At 52.6% G+C, this 18,337-nt stretch carries 11 protein-coding genes; 8 read left to right on the forward strand and 3 right to left on the reverse strand.

Features of this window, described 5'->3' with window-relative positions; genetic code table 11:
• The first annotated feature begins 32 nt into the window (after positions 1–32).
• The 3 genes from ABEW73_RS23835 (at position 33) to ABEW73_RS23845 (ending at position 6,431) form a co-directional block, all read left to right on the forward strand.
• The gene (locus ABEW73_RS23835; protein ID WP_430161681.1) at positions 33–1,745 is read left to right on the forward strand and encodes an ABC transporter substrate-binding protein; all 1,713 of its coding nucleotides are present in this window, start codon (positions 33–35) and stop codon (positions 1,743–1,745) included.
• A gap of 202 nt (positions 1,746–1,947) precedes the next feature.
• Positions 1,948–4,323, forward strand: a complete 2,376-nt coding sequence (locus ABEW73_RS23840) for a glycoside hydrolase family 95 protein (protein ID WP_430161679.1) — start codon at positions 1,948–1,950, stop codon at positions 4,321–4,323.
• A 68-nt stretch (positions 4,324–4,391) separates the two neighbouring features.
• Entirely contained in the window at positions 4,392–6,431 is a 2,040-nt protein-coding gene (locus ABEW73_RS23845; RefSeq protein ID WP_430161677.1) for a beta-galactosidase, read from the forward strand.
• Between the two features lie 235 nt (positions 6,432–6,666).
• Here ABEW73_RS23845 and ABEW73_RS23850 read toward each other — a convergent pair whose 3' ends face one another.
• Together ABEW73_RS23850 and ABEW73_RS23855 are read right to left on the reverse strand one after the other, a co-directional pair.
• On the reverse strand, positions 6,667–8,304 hold the full coding sequence (locus ABEW73_RS23850) for a response regulator (RefSeq protein WP_430161675.1): 1,638 nt from the start codon (positions 8,302–8,304) through the stop codon (positions 6,667–6,669).
• Entirely contained in the window at positions 8,282–10,117 is a 1,836-nt protein-coding gene (locus tag ABEW73_RS23855; RefSeq protein ID WP_430206402.1) for a cache domain-containing sensor histidine kinase, read from the reverse strand. Before ABEW73_RS23855 ends, ABEW73_RS23850 begins: the two co-directional genes overlap by 23 nt.
• 133 nt (positions 10,118–10,250) lie before the next feature.
• Here ABEW73_RS23855 and ABEW73_RS23860 point away from each other — a divergent pair, with 133 nt between their 5' ends.
• From ABEW73_RS23860 to ABEW73_RS23880, 5 genes are all read left to right on the forward strand, one after another.
• Positions 10,251–11,132, forward strand: a complete 882-nt coding sequence (locus ABEW73_RS23860; RefSeq protein WP_430161671.1) for a carbohydrate ABC transporter permease — start codon at positions 10,251–10,253, stop codon at positions 11,130–11,132.
• The gene (locus ABEW73_RS23865; RefSeq protein ID WP_430161669.1) at positions 11,133–11,972 is read left to right on the forward strand and encodes a carbohydrate ABC transporter permease; all 840 of its coding nucleotides are present in this window, start codon (positions 11,133–11,135) and stop codon (positions 11,970–11,972) included.
• 69 nt (positions 11,973–12,041) lie between these two features.
• The gene (locus ABEW73_RS23870) at positions 12,042–13,328 is read left to right on the forward strand and encodes an ABC transporter substrate-binding protein (RefSeq protein ID WP_430161667.1); all 1,287 of its coding nucleotides are present in this window, start codon (positions 12,042–12,044) and stop codon (positions 13,326–13,328) included.
• 152 nt (positions 13,329–13,480) lie between these two features.
• Entirely contained in the window at positions 13,481–15,523 is a 2,043-nt protein-coding gene (locus ABEW73_RS23875; protein ID WP_430161665.1) for a beta-galactosidase, read from the forward strand.
• A 47-nt stretch (positions 15,524–15,570) separates the two neighbouring features.
• A complete protein-coding gene (locus ABEW73_RS23880) occupies positions 15,571–17,760 on the forward strand; it encodes an alpha-galactosidase (protein WP_430161663.1) in 2,190 nt (729 codons plus the stop codon).
• Between the two features lie 74 nt (positions 17,761–17,834).
• On the opposite strand, the gene ABEW73_RS23885 is transcribed toward ABEW73_RS23880, so the two are convergent.
• Complete coding sequence (locus tag ABEW73_RS23885) at positions 17,835–18,221, reverse strand: hypothetical protein (RefSeq protein ID WP_430161661.1); 387 nt, start codon at positions 18,219–18,221, stop codon at positions 17,835–17,837.
• Between the last annotated feature and the right edge of the window lie 116 nt (positions 18,222–18,337).

Consider the following 18,337-nt stretch of genomic DNA (forward strand, 5'->3'; position numbering starts at 1 on the left):
AGATAATTAAAAATCGATTAGGGGGTATATCAATGAAACATAAGAAGAGATTATCGCTGCTGCTCGCGATCATGATGATGGCCACATTCATTCTTGCAGCGTGCGGCAACGGCGACAGCAACAATAGTGCAAACGGCGGCGAAGAAGGGAGCGGCGGCAACGATACGCAGCAGGAAGAGAAGCAGGGGCCGATGACCATGACGTATTACAGCGCGGATTCCAATGCGAACTGGGCCAACATGCAGGATGCGGTCGGCAAGAAGCTGACCGAGAAAACCGGCATTACGATCCAGGCCGAATACGCAGTAGACGGCTCCAATCAGAAGCTCCCGCTGATGGTAGCGAGCGGGGAATATCCGGACCTGGTATTTGCCAAGGGTGACGCCAATCTGTTTGTGGATTCCGGAGCGTTTATTGATCTGACGGATCTGATTGAAGAGCATGCGCCGAACATCAAGAAGGTGTATGGAGAATATATGAGCCGCCTGAAATGGAGTAACGACGATGAGGCCATCTATGTCCTCCCGACACTTGCAGCGGTGGACCATCAGGCGCTCGATGCCGGCGGCACGTTTCAGATCCAGCATGAAGTGTTGAAAGAACTCGGATACCCTGAACTGAAGACGGTGAAGGATTACGAGAAAGCGCTGAAAGACTATGCCGAGAAAAACCCGACCATTGACGGCCAGCCGACGATTCCGCTGACACTGAATGCGGACGGATGGAGGATCATGATCTCGGTAACGAACCCGGCGTTTATCGCGACAGGCGCATCGGATGACGGGGAGTATTATATCGACCAGGAGGCGGTCGAGGCTAAGCTGCACTACAAGCGCCCGGAAGAGAAAGAATATTTCCGTTGGTTGAACCATATGAACGATGCAGGTCTTCTGGATAAGGAAACGTTCGTACAGAAAACGGACCAATACGAAGCTAAAATCTCCTCAGGCCGTGTTCTTGGCGTCATCGATCAGGAGTGGGGCTTCGGCAATGCAACCAACGCGCTGAGATCTTCCGGCAAGGAAAACCGCACCTATGCGAGATTCCCGATCCAGCTGGATGAGTCGACTAAGGATGCAACGTTCCAGGACGCGGGTTACGTCGCCGGATGGGGTGTGGGCATTACGACGTCCGCGAAGGATCCAGTTCGAATCATCAAGTTCCTGGATTATCTGGCTTCCGAAGAAGGGCAAGTTTTGATGAATTGGGGAATTGAGGGCGAGCATTACAACGTTGTGGACGGCAAGCGCGTCATTCCGGAAGACGTCCAAGAGCGCAAAACCTATGACAACGCCAACTTCACCAAGGAAACAGGAATCGGCTTGTACAACGCCATGTTCCCGCGTTACGGAGACGGCGTGAAGGATTCGACGGACAACTACTATACGACGAATTTCCCGGAGACGATCATAGAGAACTATACGCCATCCGCGAAGGAGACCCTGAAAGCATACGGCGCGGAAATGTGGAAAGACCTGTGGCCGAAACAAGAGGAATTTAAAGTGAAGCCATGGGGCGTTGCTTACAACATTCCAGTACCGAGCGACTCCAATATCAATATCACGTACAAAAAGGTGGAAGAGATTACCCGTAAACGGATTCCGGAAATCATTCTTGCCGATCCGGCGAAATTTGATGCGCTGTATGAACAGTTCATCAAAGAACTGAATGATGCCGGCGCCGAGAAAATGGAGCAGGAATACACCCAATTGGTACGTGACCGCGTCGAACTCTGGAATGATTAAGGTATAGGTGAATAGAAGGGGCCGGCAATATGCGGCCCCTTTTGCCGCTATATGAAAGGGTCACTGTTATAGCGGTTGTGCCGTTATTTAACAGAAGAAATACAGCAGCTGATGAAGGATACGAGGGGTTCATCGAGAAGACCTTTATCAATTGGAATAAGGGGGGATTACACTGAATTCAGCTGAGAATAAGAACACAACCTTGTGGTATCGGGAGCCCGCGGACAAGTGGGAAGAAGCGCTTCCGCTCGGAAACGGCCGACTTGGGGCCATGGTGTTCGGAGGCGTTCAGGAAGAACGCATTCAATGGAATGAAGATACACTTTGGTCCGGATTTTCCCGGGACACGAATAATTACGAGGCTCTCCGGCATTTGGCAGCGGCAAGAGAGCTGATTGCGTCCGGGAAGTTTGCCGAAGCCGAGCAGTTGATTGAGGGCAAGATGGTTGGCAGAAGCACGGAGTCCTTTTTGCCTTTAGGAGATCTGGTCATCCGACAGTCGGGAATAGGGGATCACCGGACGGACTATAGGCGCGAACTGGATCTGGATACCGGGATTGCATCCACTCACTTTCGAGCCGGCGGCCCTGATGATCGCTTCAGCAGGGAAATGTTCATCAGTGCGCCTGATCAGGCCGCGGTTATTCGTTATACAAGCACGAACGGCGGAACCATCCAATTGGAGATCGGGCTTCGTTCACCGCTGCAGCATGATACACGCACTGCAGAAGACGGATCTTTGGTGTTGTATGGACAAGCCCCCACCCATATTGCTGAGAATTACAGAGGTGATCACCCCGGGGCGGTGCTCTATGAAGATGGGCTTGGCATACGGTATGAGATGCGGCTGCTGGCCCTGACGGATAGCGGGCAGGTAACGGTGGATGACAGCGGCATGCGCATCAACGGTGCAGGCTCGGTCACGCTGCTGATAACGGCAGCCACGAATTTTGAAGGCTTCGATCGATCTCCGAGCTCTGAAGGAACCGATCCGTCCGATATATGCAGGGGGAGACTTCAGGACGCGATGCGGCATGGTTTTGCAGAATTGCGCTCCCGGCATATCAAGGACCATCAAGCCTTGTTCAGACGCGTGGAGCTTCAGCTTGGCCGTCCAGAGCGTGAGCGTTCCGCACAAGCTATAGCCACCGACGAGCGGATGAAAGCGTACCGGGAGGGACGGGAGGATGCTGCACTCGAGGCGCTGATGTTTCAATTCGGAAGATACTTGCTCATCGCCAGCTCCCGGCCAGGTACACAGCCCGCCCATTTGCAGGGCATATGGAATCCGCATGTACAGCCGCCATGGAACAGTGATTATACAACGAATATCAATACCGAGATGAACTACTGGCCGGCAGAGACGACCCATCTGAGCGAGTGCCACGAGCCGTTGATACAGATGATTCGGGAGCTAAGCGTGAGCGGGGGCCGGACAGCGAAGATTCATTACGGTGCCCGCGGATGGGTTGCTCACCATAATGTGGATCTATGGCGCATGGCGAGCCCGAGCGATGGGAAAGCGATGTGGGCTTTCTGGCCCATGGGCGGCGCATGGCTGTGCCGGCATTTATGGGAGCGTTATCAATTCCAGCCTGACCTTGAATATTTGCGGGGAACGGCATATCCGTTGATGAGGGATGCGGCTCTGTTTTGCCTGGATTGGCTCATTGAGGACGGAAAAGGACATCTGGTGACGAGTCCGTCAACATCGCCGGAGAATCAGTTTCTTACTGCGGACGGCCAGCCTTGCAGCGTGTCGGCAGGCTCCACGATGGATATGGCCATCATTCGGGATATATTCCATAACTGTATTGAGGCATCACAGCTGCTGGAGCAGGATGCTGAGCTGCGGGAGGAATGGAAGGCTGCGGCAGCGCGGCTGCTGCCTTACGCCATCGATGCCGAAGGTAAACTCATGGAATGGAGTGAGCCTTATCCGGAAGCGGAGCCCGGACATCGGCACGTATCCCATTTGTATGGACTGTATCCCGGCTCTGATATTACCCTTCAAGGTACGCCGCAGCTTGCGGAAGCCGCTTATCGTACGCTGATGTCGCGCATCGACCATGGAGGAGGGCACACGGGGTGGAGCTGCGTATGGCTGATCAACCTGTTTGCCCGATTACAGCAACCGGACAAGGCGTATGATTATGTTCGGACGCTGATTTCCCGATCCATGCATCCTAATCTGCTCGGAGACCATCCTCCGTTCCAGATCGATGCCAATTTTGGAGGCACCGCCGGACTTGCAGAAATGCTGCTCCAGAGTCATTTGGGCGCTATTCAGCTTTTGCCGGCGCTGCCGAAGGCGTGGACAGAAGGCTCCATAAGAGGGTTAAAGGCTCGTGGCGGGTTTATTGTGGACATGGAATGGAGCGAAGGCATCCTTACGTCTGCGAGCGTAACCTCTACGCATGGCCGAGTCTGTAGAATTAGCTGTTCCGTACCTCTTGCCGTTAGAAGGGAAGACGGAAGTGTCGTGACGACGGATGATCAAGGCTCGTTTGAAACGGTGAGCGGAGCGACTTACCGGATCACGCCGACCACCGACGAAGGCAGCGTGAACATAGATTGATCGAACAAGGTTTTTTTGAATGGGGAACGGGATACGGAATTTAAGAAGCTAAAGGAGCTGAACCCTAGATGATTAACGAAAAGTTACCCAAAATGTGGTATGGCGGCGATTATAATCCCGAGCAATGGGATGCGGAAGCGTGGAAGGAAGATGACCGCATGTTTAAGCTGGCGGGTATCGATGTAGCCACCATTAATGTATTCTCTTGGGCTTTGAGCCAGCCGAATGAGGACACGTACGATTTTGCTTGGCTGGATGAGACGATCGATCGGCTGTACCGGAACGGGGTATATATCTGTCTGGCAACCAGCACAGGCGCCCATCCGGCTTGGATGGCGCGTAAATACCCGGATGTGCTGCGCGTTGACTACGAGGGCCGTAAACGCAAATTCGGCGGCCGCCATAACTCCTGCCCGAACAGCCCCACCTACCGAAAATACGCCACAATCATGGCCGGCCAGCTGGCGGAACGCTATAAGGATCATCCGGCCGTCCTGATCTGGCACGTATCGAACGAATATGGCGGGTACTGTTACTGCGACAACTGCGCCGCGGCATTCCGGACTTGGCTTGAGCAGCGCTATGGCACGCTGGATGCCGTGAACAAGGCATGGAATACCCGCTTCTGGGGCCATACCTTCTATGACTGGGAGGACATTGTTGTACCTAATGCTTTAAGCGAGGAGTGGTCCGGCAACCGAACCAATTTTCAAGGCATATCCCTGGATTATCGGCGTTTCCAATCGGACAGCCTGCTGGACTGCTATAAGCTGGAGCGGGATGAATTGAAACGGATCACGCCGGATATTCCGGTGACCACGAATCTCATGGGCTTCTATCCGGAGCTGGATTACTTCAAATGGGCCAAAGAGATGGATGTTGTATCCTGGGACAACTATCCTTCACTGGATACCCCGTACAGCTATACGGCCATGGCTCATGCTCTGATGCGGGGACTTAAGGGAGGACAGCCTTTTATGCTCATGGAGCAGACGCCGAGCGTCCAGAACTGGCAGCCATATAACTCGGCCAAGCGCCCGGGTGTGATGCGATTGTGGAGCTACCAAGCGGTCGCCCATGGCGCGGATACGGTGATGTTCTTCCAACTGCGCCGTTCGATCGGAGCCTGCGAGAAGTATCACGGCGCGGTCATCGAACATGTGGGACATGAACATACCCGCGTATTCCGCGAGTGCGCGGAGCTGGGCAAGGAGCTGCAGCAGCTGGGGGACCGTATTCTGGATGCCCGTTCCGACGCCAAAGTCGCGATCATCTACGACTGGGAGAACCGGTGGGGTATTGAGCTGTCGAGCGGTCCAACCGTTGCCCTCAATTACGTGAATGAGGTGCATAAATATTATGATGCCCTGCATCAGCTGCATATCCAGACCGATATGATCAGCGTTGAAGAGGACTTCCGGAAATATGACATTATTATTGCGCCGGTGATGTACATGTCGAAGATCGGATTTGCGGAGCGCGTAGAGGCCTTTGTATCGCAAGGCGGAACCTTTGTGACGACCTTCTTCAGCGGCATCGTCAATGAGCATGATCTGGTGACGCTGGGCGGTTATCCGGGCGAGCTGCGCAAGGTAATGGGAGTTTGGGCCGAGGAGATTGATGCGCTGCTTCCGGGCCAGCAGAATCAGATGGTGCTGCGAGGCCGGAAGGGACAACTGGAGGGCACCTACGACTGCGGAATTCTATGCGACGTGATCCATGCTGAAGGAGCGGAAGTCGTTGCCGAATACGGCTCCGATTACTATCAGGGGACGCCATCGTTAACCGTGAATTCCTTCGGGCAAGGGAAGGCATGGTATGTAGCCACAAGTCCAGAGCCTAAATTTCTGAAGGACCTGATGCAAACCATATGCAACGACCATGGCATTGAGCCCGTCCTGAAGGCTCCGGAAGGCGTTGAGGTGACAAAACGCGTGAAGGAGGGCGTGGAGTTCACCTTTGTACTTAATCACATGCCGGAGAGCAAACCCGTGCCATTGGAAGGGGAGACCTATGTTGACCTGCTGACAGGAGAGGAACATCGAGATTCCTGCGAGGTGCCGGCACGCGGAGTGATGATATTAGAGAAACGGCTGGGGGAGAGATAGCGTGAGGGCTTACACGAAAAATAAATAGCTTGGAGCGCTCTCAAAAAAAAGCAGAGAAGACGGGGAACCCCCAGCCTTCTCTGCTTTAATTTTTAAATACACGCCTGAGGTTACTCTCCTGATCCCGCAAGAAAACTTAGGCTGCATGCGGTCTAGCTGCTGAGAAAATGCGTCGATCAGCATACGCTAAAAACACTCTAGGCCTTAGGCCTTCGGCGGTAAACCGCCGTCCAGCCTACGCTTCCTGCTCATGCAGCTTGCGGAATTCCTTCGGCGAAATGCCCTCTTGCTTTTTAAAAACAAGACTGAAATATTTCTCGTTCTTGAAGCCGACCATCTCGGAAATCGCTGCCATTTTTAGGCCTCGATTTTGCAGCAGGACCTTGGCCTTGGAGATGCGGATCCGGTTCAGATGTTCCGGGATATTAATGCCATGTTTTTGCTTGAATTTGCGGGAAATGTACTCGCGGCTTACGTGAAATCGGTTTGCAATATCATACAGCGACACGTCGTTCTGATAATTTTGCTCGATAAACGTCGTAATGTCATGGATCAGGTCCTGACCCGTTTGCTTCTGCGACTGCACGGCCGAGGCCAGCAGGCTCATTAATTCAATCCAATACTGCTGCCACTCTGCCAGGGAGCACACATACTTGTCCGAGTTTGGCCGCTCGATGGTGGCGCTTTCCTCTTTATACAATTTCAACAAAGCTTCAGACGACGGGTTAGCGGTTTCATGAATCAAGTGATTGGCAAATCTCTCGATATCGCGGTCCCAACGCTCCAGAAGCTCCGGCGTGAGAACGCCGCTTTTTCGAATAGCCGCGATGAATGACTCTACAGCCTCGGTTATGGGAGCAGGTTGGCCGCTAAGTATGGCGAGCTTCCAGGTATCCTCAAACCCGCTGAACTGCACGCCTTTATGATGGTCAACGCCTGATCGGCGCTGCTCCTCTGTATGATGGATAAAGTGATTTAGGACCGTTAAATCCCTCTGATGCAGGGCGGATGAGCTTCGGGCATACAATTCCGGAATGTCTGCCGGGTATTGACCGTCAGGACTAACGCCAAAGTGCATGTGGCGCGACAAGGTGCGGTACATCCCGTTATTGATCTCTTGAAGCAGTGTAGGCAGCGTGGGAAGCTGATCCCACAACAAAATAACAAGTTGGTGAGGTGAACCGAAGTGACGGAAGGCGATTCCGATCCGGTCCTTTTGCAGAAATTCATTGCAAATATTCAGCAGGGCAAACATGAGCAAATCCTGATGATGGCCAAAGCGGCTATATAGCGCATGATCTGACTTGTCCATCTGCATGACGGCCAGGCGTATCGTCTGCGCATGATCCGGTACGATGTCTTCATCCTTGAGGCGATTGACCACCTGGGAATGGGCGCTTTTGTCATCAATCAGGCTGGACAACAGCTTCTCGGAATAGACCGGCCGGTACTCGTTCACCTGAACATGCTGCTGCCGCGCCGCAAGGCGTTCCCGTTCCTCGGCTTTCCAGGCGGCAGTCGCCTTGGCGACCGCTTGGTTGATGACGGCTTCCTCGATGGGCTTCAGGATATAATCCGTGCCGCTGTACCAGATGGTGTTGCGTACGAATTCGAAGTCGTCATGCCCGCTGATGACAATGAATTTGATATTCGGATAATTCTTGTGAATCCATTCCATAAGGTCTACGCCGTTTTTGAGCGGCATCAGCATGTCCATCAGCACGAGGCTCGGCCGGAACGCAGGAATCAGCTCCATCGCCTCAAGACCATTGGCGGCTTCCTCAATATCGGTAATCCCGTGCGTTTCCCACTGGACCAGCAGTCGGATGGCTTTACGCACGCGAGACTCGTCATCCACGATCAATGCCTTCATCCGTTTCACCTTCCACATTTATAGTCAGTACAACACGAAAGCCATGCGGCTGGTTGTTTTCGATGCTGAACTTGGATTTTCCGCGATAATACAGTCTCAGCCTTGTCATGATGTTGATGAGTCCGATCCCGCTGCTGTCTTCCGTTTCCATTTCGGACAGCACCTGAAGCTGTTCCAGATCCAACTCTTCCATCCGAAGCAAATGCTCCTGAAGGGTTTGAAACGGCTCATCCTGCATTCCGTTTCCGTTATCCTCGACCGTGATCTGCACAATGGAGGCTGACAGGCGCTTACTTTTCAGCGCGATGTAATTGTTTTCCGCCAAGGGGTTCATGCCATGCTTGAAAAAGTTCTCGATCAGCGGCTGAACCAGCATTTTCGGGATCAACACCTGCAAAGTTGACTCATCCACATCGTAACGGAAGTCGAACTGATTCTCAAATCGTTCTTTCTGCAGCTCCACGTAATCCTTGATATGATCGAGCTCCGTGGCCAACGTGACCGGCTTGTCCGTATTATACATGCTGTATCTCATCATCCGGGCAAGAGTGGAGATCAGGGTGTAGATTCTCTTCATGCCATGCTCCAGCGCAAGGGTGCCGATGGTTTGCAGCGCATTGTTCATAAAATGCGGGTTCACTTGCGCCTGCAGCGCCCGGAGCTGGTTGGTCCGGTTCGCCAGCTTCAGCTTGTATTCCTGCAAGATGAGATTGTTGATCGTATCCATCATGCTCCCGAATCTGCGGTGGAGAGTTCCGATTTCGTCTTTGCGGCTGGAGGAGATATCCACGGTCATTCGTCCGCTTTTGACCTGGCTCATGAGGCCTACCAATTCCCGGATCGGCGCCGTGATATAGACCGAAATCCAGATCGTGGCGGCGATGATGAGAATCAGGGACACACCGATCAGCAAAATATTGACGAAGGCTGCTTTGTCCGCGCTGCTTAGAATATAGGAGGAAGGAATCTCTTTGATCATCGTCCAGTCGCTTACTGACGTTTTGATATGGTTATATACATAGATTTTGTTGTTATATTCGAAATGGCCTTCCTTCTTGCCGGATTGCTTGATGCTGTCGTACCATTCCGTTTGAATCTGCTGTCCCAGCATCTCGCCATGGCCGGCATACATGATATACCCGGCTTCATTTGTAATATATAGCTGCTCATGTTCGGGCTGGAACAGCTGATCGCTGATCCGGCTCAGGAAATTCATATCCATATCGATGGCGAGTATACCTAATCGCTCGGTAGATGGGACGCGTTCAATGACCCGGTACATCGTGAATACTTGTTTATTGGCTTCATAGGGATAAGCTAACTGAAAGCCATACGTGTGAAGGGGGTGGGGCGGCTGTAATACCACCGTATCGTTATCGAGATCGGGAATTTCGGGATAGAGGTTGACATCACTCGTTTTTCTGGCGATATCCTGAGCGAACAACGTGGCCTCTTTTTTGCCGTCGACATAGAGATAGACTTGTCTGGATCCGCTGATAGCTTTTTGAATGGACTGCAGCGTGGCGGACTGCCTGCCGCTGGCATTAATGTTCTCATGACTATAATAAAGGCTGCGGAAAAAATCCGGATCCGAATAAACCGTAAGGGAATTGCGGTTCATGTCTTCCAAATAGCTCTCCAGATTCAACCGTCCCTGATAGAGAAGGTTCATATTCTCAACAACGGCCCGTTCCTTGAGCGAGTTGGTTGTCATGACATAGCTGATGATCATGGAGATGGTGGTCGGAATGATGGTAGCCATGATCATAAAGGTAATCAATTTCGTGCGAATGCTGTTCCAATTCCAGTTCAATAAATTCACCGCCGATCAATTTTCTATACCATTTAGTTCACATCCTGTGGTAGTCCCAAGGTCTTCATCTTAGCATAATTAAATCATAGAGAAATGAATAGAGAAACGAGAGGACAAGCGGAGGGGGATTTACATGAACAGCAAGAGAACGGCTGCCTTGACGCAGCAGTTGGTTTATATCGGACCCGCGCTGCTGTTTTTCGGTATGACGATCATTATTCCATTTGTGATGGGGATGTATTACTCGTTTACCAACTGGAATGGTGTATCGGGGAATGTTGAATGGGTCGGGCTGGACAATTTCAAACAGATTTTCACAAATGACAGCGCATTCGCACAGTCCTTCTGGTTTACCACCAAGTTTACGATCGTTGGCGTGCTTCTAACGAACCTGGTCGGATTCTTCCTGGCCTACTTCTTAACGAAAAATATTAGGGCGCGCAACTGGCTGCGGACGATCTTCTTCATGCCGAACGTGATCGGCGGATTGCTGCTCGGCTTCATCTGGCAGTTTATCTTCATAAAGGGCTTTGCCACCGTTGGCGAGGCAACGGGGATTCCGTTCTTTAATCTTCCGTGGCTGGGGGACGAAGTGACCGGCTTCTGGGGCATTGTCATGGTCTTTGTATGGCAATCGTCAGGCTATCTGATGGTCATCTACATCGCATCCATTACGAATGTGTCCAAGGAAGTCATGGAAGCGGCCGAGATTGATGGAGCGAACCGGTTTCAAGTGCTCAAGAGCATCATCGTTCCGCTTATCATGCCGGCGGTCACCGTATGTTTATTCCTGGCGATATCCTGGTCCTTCAAAATGTTCGACCTGAACCTGTCGCTCACCAAGGGCGGACCATACCGCTCCACGGAGTCGCTGGCTATGAACGTGTACAATGAGGCATTCCTGAACAACCGGTATGGACTCGGAACAGCCAAGTCCCTGATCTTCTTCCTGGTTGTTGCCGTCATCACGCTCATTCAAGTCCGATTAACGAAGCAGAAGGAGGTTGAAGCTTAAATGAGATCGAAAAAACCTCCTATGTCGGCTTCCACGATCGTATTGCAGATTGTGATGGTGTTCATTGCGCTGATCTTCCTGGCGCCCTTTTACTTCCTGCTGGTGAACTCGGTCAAATCGCTGGGCGATATTATGGTCGACGCGGCCAACTGGCCAACCGCCTTTCACTTTGACAACTACAGCAAGGCTTGGGAAATGACCCGTTTCCCGGAAGCGTTTGTGAATTCCGTCATCATTACGGTCATCAGCAACCTGATTATCGCCCTGCTGAGCGCGATGGCGGCTTACCGAATGGTCCGGTCCAATACGAGATTCAATCAAATCGTGTTCATGCTGTTCGTATCGGCCATGGTCATTCCGTTCCAATCCATTATGATTCCCTTGCTGCAGGTCATTAACTTCCTGGGCGTTAACAACAGTATCGTGGGTTTGATTCTCAGTTATTTGGGACTCGGCATCCCGTTGTCGGTCTTCCTGTTCCATGGGTTCGTGAAAGGCATTCCGCTTGAAATCGAAGAGGCGGCCACGGTCGACGGAGCCTCTCCGTTCAGAGTATTTGGCCGTATCGTTTTGCCGATGCTGAAACCAATGATGGTGACGGTCATCATCCTGAACTGCCTGTGGGTCTGGAACGACTACCTGCTGCCATCCTTGATCCTGCAAAGCCCGGAACTGCGGACGATCCCGCTTGCGACCTTTGCTTTCTTCGGGCAGTATTCGAAGCAATGGGATATGGCGCTGCCGGCTCTCGTGCTGGGCATCACGCCGATTATCATCTTCTTCCTGTCATTACAGAAGTACATTGTTGAAGGTGTCGCTGCTGGCTCCGTTAAGGGGTAAAGGCAGCCTAGCTTCTCCCAAATCGGTTTTTCCATCTTTATATATAAACAATACTAGGGGGTAGTAAAGATGAACAAAATGAAATTATCTCTCGTGATGCTGCTGGCTTTCTCGCTGCTGCTTGCGGCTTGCGGCGGCAAGTCGGAGGAAGGCCAGGGCGGAAGCTCGGATGGAGCTTCCGGCGAAGTTAAGACGGTTAAGATTTTCCAATTCAAAACCGAGATCGTGGACGGCCTGAATGAACTCAAGGTTGAATTCGAGAAGGAATACCCGAACATCAAGCTTGACATTCAAACCGTGGGCGGCGGCGCTGACTACGGTGCTGCACTGAAAACGAAATTCGCATCCAACGATGCGCCCGATATTTTCTCCAATGGCGGCGACGCCGAGATGGAGATGTGGATTGATCGCCTGGAGGATCTGTCCGATCAGCCTTGGGTGAACGATCTGGTGGACATGGCAAAAGAGCCGATGACCAAAGACGGTAAAGTATACGGTATGCCGATGAACCTTGAAGGATGGGGTTACATCTATAATAAAGATTTGTTTGAGCAAGCAGGCATTACCGAGCTTCCTAAAACCTATGCCCAACTGGAAGATGCTGCGAAGAAGCTGGAAGCGGCAGGCATAACTCCTTTTGCGAACGCTTACCAGGAATGGTGGTTGATCGGTAACCAAGGCATTAACCCGGCGTTTGCCCAGCAGGATGACCCGAATGCTTTTATCCAGGGCTTGAACGACGGCACTCAAAAGTTTGCGGGCAATGCGAAGTTCGAAGAGTGGGCCAAGCTGATGCAGCTGACATTGGATCACGGGAACAAAAACCCGCTGACCACCGATTACAATACGGCTATTTCCCTTCTGGCTACGGGCAAAACAGCCATGATGCAGAACGGCAACTGGGCCCAAACCGAGATTGATGCCATCAATCCGGACCTGAATCTCGGCTATCTGCCGATGCCGCTTGGCGACAATGCGGAGCTAAATGACAAGCTGAACGTAGGGGTACCTGCGAACCTGGTCATCAACAAGGATTCCGCATCGAAGGAAGAAGCGAAGACCTTCCTGAACTGGTTTGTCACATCCGATATCGGCAAAGAGTACATCGTCAAAAAATTCAAATTCATCCCGGCTTTGAAGACAATCGAAGCAACACCTGAGGATATGGGCGATTTGGGTTCAGCCGTGTGGGAGTACGTGCAAGCCGGAAAAGTATTGCCAAGACAATCCGCGAAGTTCCCTGACGGTGTAGCCCAGGAATTCTCCGGAGCGATGCAGGCCTTCTTCGCAGGCAAATCCGATGCGAACAAGATGCTTGAGGATATGCAGACATCCTGGGATAGTCTGAAAAAGTAAGGAGCAATGCTCTAATCCAAGTTAGCTAATCGTTCATAAGAGGTATGATCCCTGTCCGACATGACATGGGATGGTGCCTCTTTTCTTTAAAATTCAAAGTACGTCGATAGATACGATTTTCTTAGCTAAAGAACGATGAAGGAGGCAATTCGATGATTAATCAGCATTTCCCTAAGATATGGTATGGCGGGGACTACAATCCCGAGCAATGGGATAAGGCAACGATGGAAGAGGACTTGCGGATGTTTGAACTGGCCGGCGTTGACGTGGCGACCCTCAATGTATTCTCCTGGGCCAGAACGCAGCGCGATGAGGACAGCTATGATTTCGCGTGGCTTGATGAAATTATGGACCGGTTGGCCGAGGAGCAGGTTCATGTCTGCTTGGCGACCAGCACGGGGGCGCATCCGGCCTGGATGGCCAAGAAATACCCGGACATCCTGCGCGTTGATTACGATGGACGCAAACGTAAATTCGGCGGTCGTCACAACTCGTGTCCAAACAGCCCGACGTATCGCAAATATTCGGCGCTGATGGCGCGCAAGCTGGCTGAACGGTATAAGGATCATCCGGCGCTGGTCATATGGCACGTCTCGAATGAGTACGGCGGTTATTGTTATTGCGATAACTGCGAGCAGCAGTTCCGCGTCTGGCTGAAAAAGCGTTACGGGACCCTCGATAAGCTGAATGCCGCATGGAATACCGGGTTCTGGGGCCATACCTTTTACGAATGGGACGAGATTGTGGTGCCGAACGCGCTGAGCGAGGAGTTTGGCGGAAACCGGACGTTCTTCCAGGGGATATCGCTGGATTATCGACGCTTCCAGTCCGACAGCTTGCTGGCATGTTACCGACTGGAAAGAGATGAGTTGAAGAGGGTTACGCCGGATATTCCGGTTACCACCAATCTGATGGGATTTTATCCGGAGCTGGATTACTTTGAGTGGGCGAAGTATATGGACGTGGTATCCTGGGACAACTATCCCGCGATCGATACGCCGGTAAGCTTTACTTCGATGTCGCATAACCTGATGCGCGGGCTGAAAAGCGGACAGCCGTTCATGCTGATGGAGCAGACCCCAAGCGTTCAGAACTGGTCGCCTTACAACTCCGCGAAGCGTCCAGGGGTGATGAGGTTGTGGAGTTATCAGGCCGTAGCCCATGGCGCGGATACGGTCATGTTCTTCCAGCTCCGCCGTTCGGTGGGGGCATGCGAGAAGTTCCACGGCGCATTGATTGAGCATGTGGGACATGAGCATACCCGGGTCTTCCGGGAATGCGCGGAGCTGGGGCAAGAGCTGCAGCAGCTCGGAGACAAGCTGCTCGATTCCCGTTCAGACGCCAAGGTAGCGATCATGTATGACTGGGAGAACCGTTGGGCGCTCGAGCTATCAAGCGGACCTTCCAAGGCCCTGAACTATGTGGATGAGGTTCATAAATATTATGATGCGCTGTATCAGCTGAATATCCAGACCGATATCATCGGCTTCGAGGAGGACCTGAGCAAGTACGATGTGGTGATTGCCCCCGTGATGTATATGGTGAAACCGGGTGTTGCCCAGCGCGTGGAGCAGTTTGTATCCCGGGGCGGAACTTTTGTGACGACCTTCTTCAGCGGCATCGTCAATGAGAACGATCTGGTGACACTGGGAGGCCATCCCGGCGAACTGCGCCGTGTGACGGGAATATGGGCCGAGGAGATCGATGCCCTGCTTCCCGGGCAGCAAAATCAGATCCATATGAAGCAGGATTGGGGATCACTGCGTGGAAGTTATCCATGTGGAATTTTGTGCGACGTCATCCATGCGGAGACGGCAGAGATTCTGGCTGAATACGGATCCGACTTCTATAAAGGCACTCCTGTTCTAACGAAGAATGCGTTTGGCGAAGGGCAGGCCTATTATGTGGCGAGCAGTCCAGATGCGCAGTTCCTCCAGGGATTTCTTGCTAATCTGTGCGAAGAACAGGGTGTGAAGCCGCTGTTGAATACACCTGCCGGGGTAGAGGTGGTAGAACGAGTGAAGGAGGGGAACTCCTACTTGTTCATCATGAACCACAATGCCGAAGAGATGACGTTTGATGCAGGTTCTGCCAATCAATTCGATCTCCTGGGCAGCCGGCAGATTTCAGGCCATGTCACGATTCCGGGAAGGGACGTCATGATTCTGGAACGGACGACCGCCGTAGGGTCTTAAGAAGGACCATGGAGATTTACTCAGACCTTGGTTAGGGGGCAAAAGCAGTGAGTATACATGTTCATGAAGATCTGGGGATATTTCATCTCCAGAGCGAGCGGTCAAGTTATGTGATTGAGCTTGTGCGGGGCGTCTATCCGGCGCATGCCTATTGGGGGCGGCGGATTCGCGACAACCGCATCGGCGGATTGCTGGAACGGAGGGGAAGAGCATCCTTTTCGCCGTCGCCGTTTCGGGAGGATGCTTCCTTTTCCCTGGACAGTTTGCCTCAAGAATACCCGGGCTACGGCAGCGGCGATTTCCGCCAGCCTGCGTACCAGGTACAGCTGGCTAACGGGACCACGGTCACCGAAGCGGAATATGTCCGTCACCGGATCTACAGCGGCAAACCGAAGCTGGAAGGCTTGCCTGCCGTATACGCGGAACAGGATGCTGAGGCGGATACGCTGGAGCTGGAACTGCTGGATCGGGTAAGTGGATTGACGATTTATTTGTCTTATACGGTCATGAATGCGTTCGACGCCATCACGCGCTCCGTGTCCTTCCGTAATGACAGTAAGGAGAACATCACCCTGTTGCGGGCCATGAGCGCCAGCGTGGATATGAATCATAGCCGTTATGATCTTCTGCATCTCCACGGGGCATGGGCGAGAGAGCGCCATGTGCAGCGCAGAAGATTATCCCCCGGCATGCAGGGGATTGAGAGCCGCAGAGGTTCGAGCAGCCATAACCATAATCCGTTTCTTGCGCTGCTGTCCGAAGGCGCCGGCGAAGAGCACGGTGAGGTGTACGGCTTCAGCCTTGTATACAGCGGCAGCTTCTCTGCACAGGTTGAGGTGGATCAATACGAAACAGCCCGGGTGACGATGGGATTGAATCCGTTCGATTTTTCATGGCTGCTGGAGCCGGGACAATCGTTCCAGACGCCGGAAGCGGTAATGGTTTTCTCAGCGGAAGGCTTGGGCGGAATGTCCAGACGCTATCATAAGATGTACCGTACAAGGCTGAGCCGTGGGCAATTCCGGGATGCCACTCGCCCGGTGCTGGTTAACAACTGGGAAGCGACCTACTTTAACTTTAACGCAGATAAAATCGAGCAAATCGCCAGCGCCGGACGGGATCTCGGTATCGAGCTGTTCGTGCTGGATGATGGATGGTTCGGCAAACGAAATGACGATACGACTTCCCTTGGGGATTGGATCGTTGACAAGAACAAGCTGCCGGAGGGCCTTGAAGATCTCGTGAAGCGGGTTCGCAATCTGGATATGCAGTTCGGTTTGTGGTTCGAGCCGGAGATGATTTCACCGGATAGCGATCTGTACCGTCAGCATCCGGACTGGTGCTTGCATGTGGAGGGACGCCGGCGAACGGAAGGCAGACAGCAGCTGATCCTGGACTTCTCCCGTCAGGAAGTAGGCGATGCGGTGGCCGATATGGTTCGGAGCATTCTAATGAGTGCGCCGATCACCTATGTGAAATGGGACATGAACCGAAATATGACGGAGATCGGGTCGGCTGCGCTGCCGCCTGAACGCCAGCGGGAAACAGCCCATCGTTATATGCTGGGATTGTATCGGGTGATGGAGCAACTGACGACTGAGTTCCCGCATATTTTGTTTGAGAGCTGCTCCGGCGGTGGCGGGCGCTATGATCCGGGGATGCTGTATTACATGCCGCAGACGTGGACAAGCGATAACTCCGATGCCGTCAGCCGATTGAAGATTCAATACGGAACGAGCCTTGTGTATCCTCTTAGCTCTATGGGAGCCCATGTGTCCGCCGTTCCGAATCATCAGGTGCACCGGCATACTTCGCTGCGTACGAGAGGTCATGCGGCGATGTCGGGCAATTTCGGATATGAGCTGGACCTGACAGCCTTCAGTGAGCGGGAAAAGGAAGAGGTTCGTGAGCAGGTGAAGCTGTATAAAGAGATTCGGCATCTGGTACAGTTCGGGGATTTCTACCGCCTTCGGAATCCGTTCGAAGGGAACGAAGCTGCCTGGACCATCGTCTCCGAGGACCGCTCGGAAGCGGTGTTGTACTACTTCCGCATATTAAGCGAGGCGAATGCGCCGATTGTGTGGCTGCGCACGATGGGGCTGGATCCGGAAGGGGATTATCAGTGCGTGGAGGATGGAAACATCTATGGCGGAGACCGACTGATGAATGCCGGATTGGCCATTCCCGCGATGCATGGGGATTTCCAGAGCTTTATCTGGAGGTTCGAACGAGTGTGAGCTGAATAAAAGCCAAAAGAACCGCCAGAGATTTAACAACTCTGGCGGTTCTTGCTGTTTCATGCCGGCTGCCCTCAGGTTGCCGTGATGGAATAAGTGCCCCGGTCCGTTGTGAGCACCACTTGACGGTCTTGGATGTCCGCAGCCGTTAACCCGTCCAGTCCGATGACAAAGGCATTGCTTGGCAGCGGGGCTTCATGGCCGGCGGTGATGACCACGCCGGGGCCGTGCAGCAGGAGCGCATGGCGGTCTCCATAGCCGTCGATGGACTGCTCTTGATGCTGCTGGTGTTCAAACCGCTCCAGCTGTATTTCAATCTGGTCCTGATCCTTCGCTTCTTGCTTGGATATGTGCAGGGTGTGATTGCTTTTGGATTGAAGCCAATGGGTGACCTCTTCGATCGATGGATTCATCATGAACACCTTCCTTGATTTTAGGGTGGCTTCAAATAGTCTGTCCATGAAGCCATCACCTTATTTCAAATTCATGGAGTTCCCTCGTCAGAATCATATGAAAAATTAACCCTGATCAAACCCTCTTCATCTATTTACGTGTTAAGATAGTTTAATAATATGGA

Source organism: Paenibacillus lautus (genome assembly GCF_050482385.1).
Taxonomy (GTDB): domain Bacteria; phylum Bacillota; class Bacilli; order Paenibacillales; family Paenibacillaceae; genus Paenibacillus_AQ; species Paenibacillus_AQ lautus_B.

Excerpts from the sequence above, each read along its gene's own strand:
- ABEW73_RS23835 (WP_430161681.1), top strand. The coding sequence starts at position 33 with ATGAAACATAAGAAGAGATTATCGCTGCTGCTCGCGATCATGATGATG.
- ABEW73_RS23845 (WP_430161677.1), top strand. The coding sequence starts at position 4,392 with ATGATTAACGAAAAGTTACCCAAAATGTGGTATGGCGGCGATTATAAT.
- ABEW73_RS23850 (WP_430161675.1), bottom strand. The coding sequence starts at position 8,304 with ATGAAGGCATTGATCGTGGATGACGAGTCTCGCGTGCGTAAAGCCATC.
- ABEW73_RS23860 (WP_430161671.1), top strand. The coding sequence starts at position 10,251 with ATGAACAGCAAGAGAACGGCTGCCTTGACGCAGCAGTTGGTTTATATC.
- ABEW73_RS23865 (WP_430161669.1), top strand. The coding sequence starts at position 11,133 with ATGAGATCGAAAAAACCTCCTATGTCGGCTTCCACGATCGTATTGCAG.
- ABEW73_RS23870 (WP_430161667.1), top strand. The coding sequence starts at position 12,042 with ATGAACAAAATGAAATTATCTCTCGTGATGCTGCTGGCTTTCTCGCTG.
- ABEW73_RS23875 (WP_430161665.1), top strand. The coding sequence starts at position 13,481 with ATGATTAATCAGCATTTCCCTAAGATATGGTATGGCGGGGACTACAAT.
- ABEW73_RS23885 (WP_430161661.1), bottom strand. The coding sequence starts at position 18,221 with ATGGACAGACTATTTGAAGCCACCCTAAAATCAAGGAAGGTGTTCATG.